A 13,972-nucleotide genomic window follows, 5' to 3' on the forward strand; every position below is an offset into this window, starting at 1 on the left:
CTCCTTCGTCTTCCCGATTGTCATAGCTGCGAGCTGCTGATCAGTTCGATGCGGTGCTCTCCCGAGTACGCGATCGCGGTTTCCGGCAGCTCCAGATCTCCGCCCGCGCTTTTCCGAACGGCTTTCCCTTCCGCGTCCAGCCACAGGTCCTGCACGTACGCGACGCCCTTGACCCGGCTGATCGCGCCGTAGATGTCGCCCTTGTGCACCGTCCTGCCGAACGGCCAGCCCTGAACGCCGCCCGGTTTGTCGTGCGGCGCCAGCAACCGGTTAAGGGCGGCGACGATCCGGTGACCCTCTTCCATAAAATGAGGCTCCACGACGACGACCGCATGCACCGTCACCTTCACATAATCCGGAGCCACGACGTGGACTTCCGTCGTGATCAGCCTTCTGTCGTCCAGATGCTTCGCCACCGTCGCCAGGAAACCCGCGCTCGGCATCGGGGTATCGCCGATCCCCTGAGGCACGACGACTACGGTGACCGCTCCGTCGGCCTGTTGGCCCCTTCCGGGTGCGTAGTTGGGAATGACGTGCACCCTCGACAGCTTCAGTCCCGGCGTGCTCATCGCGATCATCGTGTAATCCTCGCTCGTTACGGCGCAATAAGGAACTTGCCATTGCGCTCTGGCGCGCTCCACGCACTCCTCCAGCGTCTCGGCCTCCGCTCCGCCGAAGCCGTAGCCAAGATTGTCCGCCGTCAGCAGCAGCTCGTCCTGCTCCTCCAGCAGCCAGCGGTTCAGCAGCCCCGGCTTGATGTTGCCGCGCTCTCCGCCGCCAAATTCGCATACCGTAACGCACAGGTTTGGATCGGCTGCATAGGCCGGAATCGCCCCGTGCTCGTCGTTGCCGAACGCCAGCTCTCCCGTAGACGGATCGAACGTATAGTGCCGGTCGAGCGGACCTGAGCGATCGAAGCTGTCCACCGGCTCCCAATCTTCCCAGACGAGCCGTCCGTCCTTGCCCTCCGGCACGCCGACCTGGATGCGAAGTCCGTCCTGGCGCTTCACGGGCAAGTCGTACAGCCGTAGCTTCTGATGCGGCAGGCCGTTGCTCCGCCCGATCCAGCGCAGCTCGGCGAAATCTTCCGAGCAGTGAATGCGACGGATGTTGCCGACGCCCTGGCCGGGAATCGCTCCGCGCTCCCCGTCTCCGAATCGGACCATCGAACCTCCTCCGGCCGTTCGCTCGACGACGTACACTTCGCTCTCTGCGCCGGCCTCTTCGAAGTTCGGCACCTCCCGCCATTCCTTCCAGCGGCCGTCGGTCTGCCGCACCTGCACTCTCAGCTTGCCGTACCGCGCGAGCAGACTGTCCGCTTCGATCGCCTGATTCGGGAGCCCTCTGCCGTCGAACGCCATCTGCTCGCTCTTCGTATCCCGCTGTCGCAGCCGGGCCGTATTCAGCAGCACTTGGTCGATTCGCGGCGGCAGCTCGTAGCCGTCCTCCTCCAGTACGCAACAAATCCAGTAGCGCGGACGGTCCGCAGCCGGGTGGACGATGACAGGCCGCATCGGCGAGGCGACGCGGAAGGCAATCCGCCCGCTGCTCGTCAGATGAAGCGTGCCGTCCTCCACCAGCTCCAGCGGCAGCCAGGAATTGCCGTGCTCCTCGCTCCAGCCGTACGACTTCCAGGCGACGCGGGCGGACGGGACGATTCCGTCCGCCTTCGTCTCCTCGCCGTCCGCCAGCTTGACGTACAGCGAGAGCGACTCTCCCGCTTCAAGCTCGCGGTCGAACGCGATGTACAGCCGGCTCCCCGCCTCGGCTTCGCGGCCGAACGCGTAGAAGGCGACGTTGCCTCTCTCGTTGGAGGCGGATCTGTCGCTCGCTTCCTTCTCCGTGCGGGTGACGATGCGCTCGATGGATAGAGGCAGCAGCTTGACGGGTTCCATCGTCTCGAAAACCTGATCCTCGGCCTGCAGCTTCGTGCCGACGGGAAGCACGACCGGCTCGCGCACGTTGCCGAACGTAACGTCCGCTTGCGCTTGCTCGGCCTCCCTCGGAGCGACGCCGAGCAAGTCCAGAAACTTGCGGACGTTGCGCTCCGGCACGCGGCTCAAGTAGTACTGCTGCATTTCGCTGAGCCATGCGAACAGCTCCAGGAACGTGATGCCGGGATCGTGCGCGTTCTCGTCCGTCCACTCCGGCAGCCGCCGCGGAATGCTGCGGCGGGCTTCCTGCACGATGTTCTCGAATGCGCGGTCGTCGAGCGGGATTCTTGGAAGCATCGGCTTCCCTCCTTTCGGCTGTTAGAGGTCGTTCAAAAAGTCCGATTTTGATCACGAAGTATCCCATTGAAGCATACTCGACGTCGAATCTTGAATTCAGCCGGACCTTCCGGTACTCATGTAGGTTCTCCTACACTCCGTTCCTCACTTCCTAAGCTTCTTTCAACCTTCTTGGTGCTGAAAACCGAACTTTTTGAACTTTCATTTTAACCGGTCGTTCAAAAAGTCCGATTTTGATCACGAAGTATCCCATTGAAGCATACTCGACGTCGAATCTTGAACTCAGCCGGTTCTACTTCACAGTCATGATAAGCCGGTGGCCGCCGCCGCAGGAGATAATGCCATGCGGCACGCGGCGAATGTCGTCCGGCAGCATTTCCGTCGATTTGCCGTTCTCCGTGCGCACGACGCCGAGGTAGAGCTGCTCCACCCTCTGCACGCCTTTGACCGATTGCAGCAAGCCGTAGAAAGCGGAGGCGTGAATCGGCTCGCCGATGTCCCAGCCCTTCCCGTCCGCCTGTCCGGTCAACGGATCGAGGAACCGGTTCAGCGCCTCCAGACAGGCCGTCTCGACCGGCACGAGAATGTCCGGCGCGTCGGCAACGATCGTCGCGAACACCGAAATCTCAATGAAAGCCGGAGCGATAACGGTTAGTTTGCCGGCTTCCCCGACCAGATTCGCGGTTCTCCGGCGCAGCTCCGTCTCCAGCTTGCGCTTCGTCTCGGCAAAATTGTCCCTGCCGACCGCTCCACCGGAAGGAAGAGCGACGACGACGAACGAACCCGGGCTGTTCTCCAGTCTCGCGTTGCGGTTCGGCAAGCACTTCACCTTCGTGATGCCGGGCTCGATCTCTCTGACGAGCCATTCCGCATCGGAAGGGGAGATCGCCCGTCCGCGGTGCTTGAGCTGCTGCGGTCCTCTGCACAGCGCGCCCTCGAGCGGCTCCGCGTCTCCTCCGCCGGTTGCGGGCTGAGGATTGGACACGCCTTGCACGAAAGCGATCGACTGCATCAGCCCCGTCACTTGCGCCGGCCCGACATTGCCGCGCGCCCCGCTCGTTACCCGATACGTAACGCGAATCTTGTCCCCGCCTCTCAGCGGAGGCTCCATGCCGCGCGTTCCGTCGCCGAAGCGAAGCACGCCGGTCGCCGACTGAATCGTATAATGCCGATCGTGCGGAGCAGAACCGTTAAGCGAGCGAACCTCGTCCCAGCGCACCCACAGCCTCTGCACGCTGCCTTCGCTGTCGCGAAACACCTCGTACTTGTCCGGATCGGCTTCGCTCAACCGCGCCAGCTCATGCTCTCCGATCGTGCCCGTCTCGTCGACCCATACTTCCTGGCCGACGACCGGAGTCTGCGACAGCACGAAGCCTCCCTTGCCGGGCTCGGGATATTCTCCTGCGATCGTGCGCAGCTGCACCGCTTTCGCGGAGTTGCGATGGATCGCTTTGACGCTCGGCAGATCAGCCTCATCCTCGCCGTATTTGCCGTCGCGGTTCACCGCCCTCAGCCAAGCCCTCGTCTTGCCGAACATCGAAGCCGGAGCAAGCGACGCCGGCCCGACGAACTGCAGCAAGCCCGATTGCGTGAAGCTCTGCGTATCGTCCACCGTTTTCAGCGCTTCCCAACCCCATTCCCCGCCTTTGCGAACGTAAGCTTCCCATTCGATCCAAGGAAGCCGCTCGTCCGCCTCGGGCTTGCTGCCCAGCGCGAATTGCATGCGGATCGGTCCCCGCACGGGGGGAACGTCAAAGCCGAAATAGACGGCGGGCGCCGGGCACGGAATCGGCAGGAACGCCTTGAAGACGTCGCCTCCCTGTCTCGTCGTGGCCGTAACATCCGTCAGCACGGCGTTGTTCAGCGTGTAAGCCCAATCCGGGCTTAGCTCGGCAGTGGAAGGATAGGCGTAGGAGAAAGCCAGCGCCTCCAGACGAGGGCTCATATACTCGACGATCGGAGCGGTCGGCGTATCGGTCGCCGCCACCCTCGCGCGAATCCAGAGGTCCTCCCGTCCGTTGACGAGCGTCTCGGCCATGTCCTCCGGACATGGGAACTCGAGCGTGAAATCCTTCTGCTCTTCCTCCGGCAGACTGGCGAACATCTCCTCGAACGGACCGCTTTCCGGCAGCCTCATCCAGTTGTCGCCGTTCCAATACTCCCACAGCACTCTGCGAATATAGAGACGCGGAGGAGGCTTCGTCTCGAAATCCGCCGTTCTCATCACCATCTTCCAGCGAATTTCCGGGTCCGGGCCGACGCGGAGCTCGTTCGGAACGTTGCGCGCGCGGAACGTCATCCGCAGCTTGCTGCCCCTTTTGCTGAACGCCTCCCCGCAGGAGGCATAAAACACCGAATACGGAATCGAATGCTCCCCGAACGGATAGAAGCCGGCTTTATCCAATTCCACGTCGTTAAAATACAGCTCCCCTGCCGGAATCGCCTCGGGGTCCTCCGTCAGATCGTGCGACGCCCTCAGCGTCAGCCTGTCCATATCCGGCAGAACGCGCAATATCGGCGGCCCGTCGGAACCGTCCGCAAGCGGCTTGATGCGACAGCGAATCCAGCGTCCCGTCACTCCGCCGATTTCCGCTTCAATCACGGGGCCTCTCGTTTTTTTCCGCAGCGTCACTTCTCTGCCTTCCGCCGACGCCTCCTCGAACGGAATCCATTCTTCGCCGCTCGAATAGCTCCATTCCAGCCAATCCGTCCTCGCGAACAGGGACGCCAGCTCCTCCTCGACATATCTGCGCTCGGCGTTATGCCACTTGAGCGTGAGCCTGGCGGGATGATCGAGCCGCAGCAGCTCGTCGTGCCGAACGTAGAAAACGTGGTCCTGAAGATTGTCTCCCGAGGTCGAAAACAGAGAAAATTCCGCGGCCGTACCCGCTTCCGTCCGGTCGCTGTAATCGTCCCCCGCCAGCACGATGCGATCCCGCCCCGGATGAACGTTGTACAGTTCCATCAGCTTGGCCGGGCTGACCAGCAGCGCGCTCTCGGTCTCGAACGGAAGCTCTTCCCCTTCATCTTCCGCAGCCGCCGTCAGCAGCGTTCCGCCCGGAACGTAAACCGACTCCCTGACTCCCTCGTTCAGCGAAAATACGACGTTCGCGCGCGCGGGCCGAGCCGGCTGGAGCTGCACCTGCAGCAAGTCCAGAAAAGCGATGAAGTTGTTCAGCGGAACGCGATTCAGCCGTTTGATATTCTCTCCCAGCATCTCCGCGGCCAGATAGAACAGCGCAGTACCCGCATCGGGATCTTCCGGCGAGAAGCGCCATTCCGGCGTATAATGGGGAACCATCGCCTTCATTCGCTCGACGAGAGCGTTCAAATCCCTTCCGTCGATCGCAGGGGCGCGGGCTTGCCCGTTTTGCCACAGCTCTGATTTCATCCGATTCGTCGCTCCCGTTTATTTCGTGCCTTCTTCGAGATAGAAGGGATATACCTGGTTAAAAAGATTGTTCGTGGATCGAACGACGTACGAGATGCCGATCGACAGCTTGCCGGGATGGGACGGATCGAGCTTGGCCGTCACTTCCACGTCCGTCACCCGCGGCTCCCATACCGTAATCGCCTGCGTAATGTCGGTCTCCAGCAGCCGCAGCGTCGTCTCGTCGGTCGTGCCGAACGCGAAGTCGCGAAGCCCGCAGCCGAAGTCGGGACGCATGACGCGCTCTCCCCTGGAGGTCATCAGGATGATGCGAATCGCCTCCGCGATATCGTCCTCCCCTTCCGCCAGCAGAAACCGTCCCGTCGTGGCGTCCACCTCGATCGGGAACTTCCAGCCTCTCCCGAGAAAAGATGCGCTCATCGCTTGTCCCCCTTCGCATTCGTCCGAATCAGTTGATTTTCACCATCGCGCCTTTGATCGTGACGATCCCGTCGGACATCAGGTCGAGCTTGCCTCCCGCCTTTATCGTCATCGCGGCGGTTGCCTGCAGGTTGATCTGCGTGCTCTTGACCGTGATCTCCTTGGTCGACTCGACTTTGATGTCTCCCTTGTTGTCGATGGTGATTTTGTTCGTGCCGTTTTTCACCGTTATCGTACCGGCGGAGCTGCCTTCGAGGATGACGGTCTGGGCGGCGTTCTTCGTCGCAAGCGTCACCTTGTCGGCGCCTTCATCGATTTCGAGCTTCAGCCCCTGCTTCGTCTTGAGCGTAATCTTCCCCTTCGACTCCGTATCGTCGAAAATGAGCTCGTGCCCGTCTCTCGAATGGATTTTGCGCAGATTGTTTTTCTCGTCCTTGGCCGGCGGCTTATTCGACGTATTCCACAGCGATCCGATGACGAACGGCTGGTTCAGATTGCCGAGATGGAAGGCGACGAGCACCTCATCCCCAACCTCGGGAACGAACAGCGTTCCTTTACCGCTCCCCGACATCAGCGAGGCGAGAGGGGCCCAATCGGTCTCGTGGGAATTTTCCCGCAGCGGGAACTTCAGCTTGACGCGGTTGAGGCCGTCCGGGTCCTGGTTGTTCGTCACGGTAGCGACCATGACCCCGTGAACGAAGTTGGCGCTTCCGCCTCCGTCCGCATCGGACCGGCCAGAAAAAAAATCGTCCATGGGAGCCATCAAAATGCATTCCCTTCCGTTCTGAATTGGGTCATGTAGCCCCGGTTGCTGATAACGTGGGTGACAGACGAGAGCAGCAGCGTCTGGTTGAATTTGGGACCTAGCCCTTCCAGCTTGATGTTGCGGCCCGCGCGCATTTCCGGAAGGCCGATGCACTCTCCTTCGCCGTTCACGAGATGCATCGCCCTTTCGTTCAGCAGCGCGTTGGCCAATGTCTGCGCCTCCGCCTGGGCGGTCGCGTCGCTGTAGACGATTTCCACGGACTGGCTCGACAGAGCGGACATGATGTCCTTGCCGGTTCTTCCGTTCGTGCCGTATTTGTTCACCGATTGGGACGTCGCCTGGAAAGGCTCGCGCGTCTTCGGATCGGAACCTCGCACGATGAACTGGCCGACCTGATCGGAGATGTCCACGTTGGCGGAATAGCTTCTCAGGTTTTTGCCGTACATCAGCGTAACGACGGGGCTCGCGGAGGGCGAAGGCTTCTTGAAGTAAAGCTTCTGTTCGATAACGAAGAAAAAGTGGTTGATCTCGGAGGCCAACTTTTTCAGAAAATGAAAATCGCTCGTCTTGAACTGCTCGATCGTCGGCTTCGGAGTCATCGTATCGTCCACTTGAAGCTGGAAGCTGTATTTTCCGCCGATCTCCTTGACAACGTCGCTGATTTTTTTGTTCAGCCACAGATTGGACTTGGCGCTGCGCATCATGAAGAAGGAACGGTCCATGCCCTGAACGACGATGGAGGGCTGTCCCTCCGAGGGGTAATCTACCGATATCCCCGTAATGATGCCGTCGAACACCGTCTCCAGCTTGTCGGTGTAGCCCATCTCGATCGTAATCGTCTTGCCCACGTCGATGAGCGAACCGATCCACTTGAACTGGCGTGCCACGGCATCATAGGCGTTCTCGATGCGGAACTGGAAGCTGTCCGACTTGGCGGCGATCGACGTCTCCACCTTCAGCATGGATACGGCGATCTGCTTCAGCGTGAAGCTCTGCCCGTCCACCTGAATATCGAATGCGGGAGCGAAAAAATTGCGATATTTTCGTTCCAGATCGGCCAACTCGTAGGTCGTGCTGTCGAATTTGATTTTCGCCACGGCGCTTTCACTCCAGCCTAGGTATAATCAGCTTCCGTCCGTACGGCAGCCTGCGCGGATTGTCAATGCCGTTCGCCTCCGCGATCGCCCGCCAATGGCTCGGGTCCTCGTACTCTTCGGCCGCCAGCATCCAGAGCTGCTCGTCCTGCTTCAGCATTTTCTGCTTCGTGCGGTCCGCGCTCTGACGGGGAACGTTCTGGTACTGCTCGGTCATCGACTGCACGGCGCGGAACGTCACGTTCAGCGTCGCCCGCACCGGAACGCCCGAGTCGAGAAACATCGTAAACCGCTGCTGCACCTTCTCCGCCACGCCCTTGAAATCTAGCGAGCCCCAGACGAACCGGCAATGCGGCGGCGCGTGCAGGTCGCGGTCGACGTTCAGGAGGCCGGAGATTTTGGCCGTGTGCGTACGGACGTCGACACCCTTCTCATACGTGTCGAAGAACAGATCCATCGTCAACGTCGTCGCTTCCCCGCTGACGAACTGGGCAATCGGGGACTGCAGCCCCGGAATCGTCTGCCACGCGAACTGGTTGCCCGACTGCAGCACATACTCGTTCGGGTTAAACAACACGTCGACCGACTCCTGGCCGTTGCTCTTGATGATAATGATCTTCGCCTTGCTGAGCGCCATCTTGTGATCGGCTCCCTTCTACGTCTTCGTCTCTTGCTCGGCACTGGGCCGCGGCTTGCGGCCGGGCCGGTAAGCCCGCCGGGCGCGCTTATTCGCGGGGCTAAAATCCGTGAAGACGCTGCTCCATTTTCATCCGCTTCATCAGCGATTTGTACACCTGATCCGCAAGCTGATCCGGATGAAGCTGCGGCAATGCGCTGATCGCCTTCTGCAGCGCTTCCTCGCTAATCTCCGCGGCCGGTTCGGGCGCGGCATTCCGAGCCTGGTTCGCCGCCGCGGTTACCGTCGCATTGCGGCGAAATTCCAAAGGTGTGTCCGGTTCGTGCGTATGGACGGAGGAATCTGCAGCGTTGCCCGGGACAGCCGCATCGCGTCTTTCCCTGGCCCCCGGCAGCGCGGCGTGCGCTAACGACAGACGAGGAGCGTCGCTCCGATCTAGCTGCGCGGACGAATCTTGTTGGTTCGGCAGCAACGGTTCCCGAAGCGATTGTCGCATCGGATGCGTCGCCGGCGTTTTCGGCAACGTCGCCCGGGCCATCCTGCCGGTCGACATCACGGTACTGAGCGGGACCCGCCTTCCTCTTTGAACCATCGGCGAGCGGTCTCTCTGCCATCCGGCAGAAACCTCTCCGTTAGCGCCCTGCGATCGGATACTCTCCGAAATGGGCCGCATAGCGTCTGCCCCCATCTCCCCCCTCCGAACCGCTGGCAATCGCGGATTCGCAAACACATTCGGACCGTTCTCTGGCGGGGGACCGCGTCTCAACTGAATGGAGGTTCTTGCCTCTATTTGCGATTCGGCTTGCGCTGCCGGAGACAACGGCCTGCCGGACTGCCGATTCACGGCAAGTCTGTCGGGGCCGTCTGTCGGAATCAGGAGATTGCGCTGCTGTCCCGGCATGCCGCTTGATTCAAGCGTACCGGAACGATTCAATGCGGATCTCCGGCCTTCCGCGCCTCCTTCTTTCATCCTGTCTCTGCGAGCAAGTAAAACGAGTTTTCCTTGGTCGCTCCTGCCTCGCGCTCCCGACAGTCCCGCATTAACGAGACCTGGATTTCTCAAGCCGGCTTTATCGCTTATACGACTCGATACTCTCGTTCCGCGGATGTTAGCATGAACCGGAGTCGCTCGAAGGCCGGCTTGGTACCCGCCCTCGTTAGATCGGACTCCATCACCGGAGCCTTGTCCCCTGTCGCCCGCTCGATCAGCAGTTCCCGAAACCTGAGCATTCGCGTGAACAGTAGGCGCTCTAGTCCCGTCTCCGGAGCCTTGTCCCCTATCGCCCACTCGATCAGACGCTCCCGAAACCTGAGCTTTCGCGTGAACAGTAGGCGCTCTAGCCCCGTCTCCAGAGCCTTGTCCCCTATCGCCCACTCGATCAGACGCCCCGGAAACCCGAGCTTTCGCGTGAATCTTAGGCGTTCGGGCTCCATCGCCGGCGCCTTGTCCCCTGTCGTCAGCTCGATCAGACGTTCCCGAAACACGAGCATTCGCATGGACCGTAGGCGTTCGGGTTCCATCACCGGAGACGCGTCCACCCTCTCCAGCCAAGCCGGTCTCTCCCGAAACACGAGCATTCGCGTGGATCGTCGGAGTTTGGAAGTTGCCTGCGGAATCGCGCCCCGGTTTGCCTGTAAGGTCACCCGAGACTTGCGGTCCGCGATCGGCAGCGAGACTCGCCCCCGTTGTACCGGCGCCATTCGCTCTGGACAAGCCCTGTTGCCCCACCTCGCCCGACGCGGATGAAGCGTTCCGACCGGCTGCGCCGCCGGTCGAACTCCGGGTTAATCGATGCGCCAGCTTCAGAGAACCTGTCGCCAGTCCCAGCTTGGTCTCCGCCTGCGGCAGCCGGCGACTTTCTCGAACCGATTCGCTTGCCGCTGAACCTGCGCTTGCCGCTTGAGTTGCTGCGGTTTTCATGCCCAAGCCGATCGTTCTCTTCGCCGCAATCGGCCGTTCCCGTTCGGTCATACTCCGATAAACGAGAGGCAGCGGAGAATCTGCCCCCGGTCTGCGCAGCGACCACGATCGCACGCCAAGCGCAACTTTCGGCTGAGCCAATCTCTCTCCCAGCTCAGCTTGCGAATCGTCCATTCGCCCTAGCGAGCTTGCCTCCTTGGCAACACCCGACGATGAAGATTCCTCAAAGCGAGTTGTGCCCGGCCTCAGCGCGTGAGAAAGACGTAACGCACGACGGCTCCAAGATCTCGCATGCTCCTGCTCCTCATCGGAAACAACGCCGCCGTCAGCGCTGGTCGAACTCCCTTCAACCGATAGGCTGGAAGGAGTATCGTCGACTTGCGAAGTCTGCTCCTGCCGAGCTTGCCGCCGAGCAGCTTTATCCGACCGTCGCTTCCCAGCGTCACGAGAAGCGCCAACCGCATCCTCGCCTACTCTCTCACCGCTCTCCAACCGCCCCCCGGCATCCCGGGTTTCGGTCAAACGCGGCACATCCGCCGACAGCTCCCGACGAGAAGACGCCGAGCCGCCGAATCGTTCGCTCTCCCGCTGCGCTTCGGTCTGACGCGCCGAACTCGGCTCCGCATTCCCGTGCGCCGCCGCGCTGCCGCTTGGACGTTCCGTCTGCGGCGCCGCTTCTCCCGGCGACGGCGTCTCCCTCCGGCTCGCGCGAACGTCCGCTCCAGAAGGATTCGCTCCTCCATCGCCAGAACGTTTCCCGCCGTCGACACGCAGCTTGGGATTCAAGAACAGAAGCTGAGCATATACCGCTTGAGGCTTCTTTACTTGCGAACTCCCGGCCGACTCCTTCGCCTTCCCACGATCGGCAGCTTTCTTCCGTTTGCCCGGGGCGCTGGATGCTTTCGCCCGAAGCGGAATTTTAGCCGCAGGCGCCTGGTCGCGATCCCTTCGAAAGGCCGCGTTCGCCTTCGCGCTCATAGGCCATGAAGTGCGCTGCGCCAGCGTCTCGGCCAAGGAAGTTCTCGCTGCGGGGGACGCCTCGCGCCGGGGAGCTTCGGACAACTCATTCCCGAAGCTGCCTCCGTCTTCATCGTCGATCCCGAGAGTACGAGCTTCTTCTTCGGCAGAAGCAGCTTGCTTGTTCTCGGGCATACGCTTGTTACTCTTGCGAGACTTATTCGCGCCCCTGACCGAAGCGCTCGACTCCCGCACAGCCTCGGCCGCCTCCTCCGAACGTCCGTTCAAGTCCGTCGAAAGGGCCGTTTCCCTGATCCGCCGCTGCTCCACGACGACGCGTACCGCTTCCCGAACGACGACCGTGCTGCGCTCCACGATTTTCTCGCGTTCCACCACTTTTTCGCGTTCGACCAGCTTCTGCCGCTCGACCACCTTTTCCCGCTCGATGACGCGATCTTTCCCTGCCGGACCGGGCCGGTCCCGAACGATGTCGCGGTACCGAATCTCCGGCTTTTCCCTTGCGGGAGTTACCGGCCCGGCAACGCTGGAGCGCTCGGGAGGGCGGAACGGCGTCCGCTCCCGGCCCTTGCCTGCAGATTTGCCCTTCTCCTGCGAAGAGACCCGAAAAACGAGAGGTTGTCCGCTTCGGACGCCGGGGCGAATCGGACCGTACTTGCCCGCGATCTCGCCGGCGAACCGTGCGTGCGCGGGCCCGGCTCCTGCCAGCGCTGCCTTTGCAGGCACCGTTCCCGCATTTCGCCGACTTGCGCCGATCCTCATGCTGCCCCCTCCTCTCTACGCGTCTCCCGCAGCCTTTATGCTCTGAATATCGCTTTTACTCCGTTATGTACCAGTTCGATCGTCTCGATCGCCACCTCGCTGGAGGAAGCAATCAGACCGGGACCGCTCCATTTGACCGGATACGCGTCGAAAAAATTCCACCGGCAAAGCTCGGCCCCGTCCTGCTTGTATAAAATGATAGAGCCGCTTTTGCGGGTTACCGTCCCTTGCGACGCCTGCGCGTACCAATTCCACAGCTCCTGCGAGGAAGACAATCCCCGCTTGAGCATAATCGTCGAATTCCGCACGCCCTTGGGCAGCCGGTGAACGTACCCGTTAACGCCGCCCTCTCGGATTTCCTCATATTCAATTTGCGATTCCAAGCCGTGCGCTTCGGAAAAACCGGCGACGAGCATTCCGTCCAACTCGACGGCGAAGCGAAACGCCCCGTTCACCTTATGATGCATTGCAGCCGCGGACACGTTCCGTCGTCACCTCTTTCCGAATACGTCGAACACGTTTTGCTTATCGGTCTCGTCGTTGAGCTTGCGGTTGATTTTCGAGATTTCGTCGCACCATCTGCGGCGTTCCCTATGCTCCATGTTCATGATCTCATCGTGGGGCCAGTGAAAATAATAGGCGATGAAGCCGACTTCCTCGTAGATTCTTTCAGGAGAATAAGCTACGAGAGGCCCTCCGTTACGGATAAAAAATCGACTTCCACCTCGTACTCGTGATCGCATTTCGGGCATGCGGTGTGCAGCTTCGGCGATTCCAAATCGTTGATCTGCCTGTACAGGTTTTGCAGGTAGGCCAGATCGGCGGTAAACAGCTTCTCTATCGTTTTCGTATCGACGTGCTTCACGTCCCCGAGCCGGGTAATGACGCGAGCCAGCAAAATAATCGTCAGGTAGCTCTGGTTCTGCTGCACGCGAGGATCTCTCATCGGCAAAATTTCGTCCGCCGCGGTCGCAAGCCGCATGACTCCCCGCTTGTGCAAGGTGCCGCTGTCGTCCACATAGCCGCGCGGGAGCTCGAACTCGTATTCCGTCTGAAACGCCATCGTCGCTTTCACTCCTTGCTTCGTCTATCGGTCCCTTAAAAAAGCAAAACAAGAGAGAGGGCCTCCCTTGTCGGTAAACGCTATTCCGTTCGTTATTGCCGCAACGGGGTTCCCGACCGGACTGCCCGTCCGCGCGGCGGCCCGATCCGGGACCGCCGCGCGCCGCGGGACTCTCATTTTACGAAACGTTCCGCTCCCGGCTCTCCTCCCATGCGAAGGAAAGCCGCCTCTCTCGCCTTATTTCCACACTATTAAGCGGTACGAGTCATACCCTCGTGAGCGAGCTCGAGCAGCTCGATCGCCACTTCCGCGCCCGATCCGTTAAAGGAAGGAGCCGTGTAGCGAACCGGCCAAGCTTCGATGACCTGCCACGTGGCGACGTCGCCGCCTTCTTCGTCGATGGCGATAATCGTCACCGTCTTGCGCTCCACCGTGCCGTTGATGCACTCCTGAATCCATTCGTAGAGCTCCATCGACTCGGTAGCGCCCCATCTCAGCGAAATGTTGCCGTAGCGGGCAAGGCCCGGCAGCTTGCGGGGCGTAATGACCTCGTTCCCCTCGCGGTATTGCACGACGTCGAAAGAAGCGTCGAACCCGGCGACTTCGCTGAAACCGGCTTGCTCCAATCCTTCGATCTCCACACGGAATCTAAAATTGCGGTACGGATCATTGCGTTCTCCTGGCATGGATATCCTCTATCCCCTTCCGTTCA

The 13,972-nt window shown here is 60.9% G+C and carries 11 protein-coding genes; all 11 read right to left on the reverse strand.

Translation table 11 applies throughout. From position 1 onward, the window contains the following. Positions 1–20: 20 nt before the first annotated feature. On the reverse strand, positions 21–2,231 hold the full coding sequence (locus tag B0G52_RS20715) for a putative baseplate assembly protein (protein WP_094047296.1): 2,211 nt from the start codon (positions 2,229–2,231) through the stop codon (positions 21–23). A 292-nt stretch (positions 2,232–2,523) separates the two neighbouring features. After that, positions 2,524–5,622, reverse strand: coding sequence for a baseplate J/gp47 family protein (locus tag B0G52_RS20720; protein ID WP_094047297.1), 3,099 nt, complete (start codon positions 5,620–5,622; stop codon positions 2,524–2,526). A gap of 18 nt (positions 5,623–5,640) precedes the next feature. Beyond that, positions 5,641–6,042, reverse strand: a complete 402-nt coding sequence (locus tag B0G52_RS20725; RefSeq protein WP_094047298.1) for a GPW/gp25 family protein — start codon at positions 6,040–6,042, stop codon at positions 5,641–5,643. 28 nt (positions 6,043–6,070) lie between these two features. Further along, complete coding sequence (locus B0G52_RS20730; RefSeq protein WP_233162882.1) at positions 6,071–6,805, reverse strand: phage baseplate assembly protein V; 735 nt, start codon at positions 6,803–6,805, stop codon at positions 6,071–6,073. Further along, a complete protein-coding gene (locus tag B0G52_RS20735; protein WP_094047299.1) occupies positions 6,805–7,905 on the reverse strand; it encodes a phage late control D family protein in 1,101 nt (366 codons plus the stop codon). Before B0G52_RS20735 ends, B0G52_RS20730 begins: the two co-directional genes overlap by 1 nt. Before the next feature lie 7 nt (positions 7,906–7,912). Then, entirely contained in the window at positions 7,913–8,539 is a 627-nt protein-coding gene (locus B0G52_RS20740; RefSeq protein WP_094047300.1) for a CIS tube protein, read from the reverse strand. Positions 8,540–8,639: 100 nt separating this feature from the next. Further along, positions 8,640–12,197, reverse strand: coding sequence for a hypothetical protein (locus B0G52_RS35330; RefSeq protein WP_143762604.1), 3,558 nt, complete (start codon positions 12,195–12,197; stop codon positions 8,640–8,642). 35 nt (positions 12,198–12,232) lie between these two features. Beyond that, positions 12,233–12,679, reverse strand: a complete 447-nt coding sequence (locus B0G52_RS20760) for a phage tail protein (protein WP_233162884.1) — start codon at positions 12,677–12,679, stop codon at positions 12,233–12,235. 9 nt (positions 12,680–12,688) lie between these two features. Then, positions 12,689–12,949 carry a DUF6760 family protein gene (locus tag B0G52_RS36670; protein ID WP_369827106.1) on the reverse strand — a complete coding sequence of 87 codons (261 nt, stop codon included), beginning with the start codon at positions 12,947–12,949 and terminating at the stop codon, positions 12,689–12,691. Then, positions 12,880–13,260 (reverse strand): hypothetical protein, encoded by a 381-nt coding sequence (locus B0G52_RS20770; protein ID WP_094047305.1) that lies wholly within the window; start codon positions 13,258–13,260, stop codon positions 12,880–12,882. The genes B0G52_RS36670 and B0G52_RS20770 overlap by 70 nt, the downstream gene beginning before the upstream one ends. A 251-nt stretch (positions 13,261–13,511) precedes the next feature. Then, positions 13,512–13,946 (reverse strand): phage tail protein, encoded by a 435-nt coding sequence (locus B0G52_RS20775; RefSeq protein ID WP_094047306.1) that lies wholly within the window; start codon positions 13,944–13,946, stop codon positions 13,512–13,514. Positions 13,947–13,972: the final 26 nt, after the last annotated feature.

Origin of the sequence: Cohnella sp. SGD-V74, assembly GCF_003001675.1 — a bacterium.
GTDB lineage: Bacteria > Bacillota > Bacilli > Paenibacillales > Paenibacillaceae > Cohnella.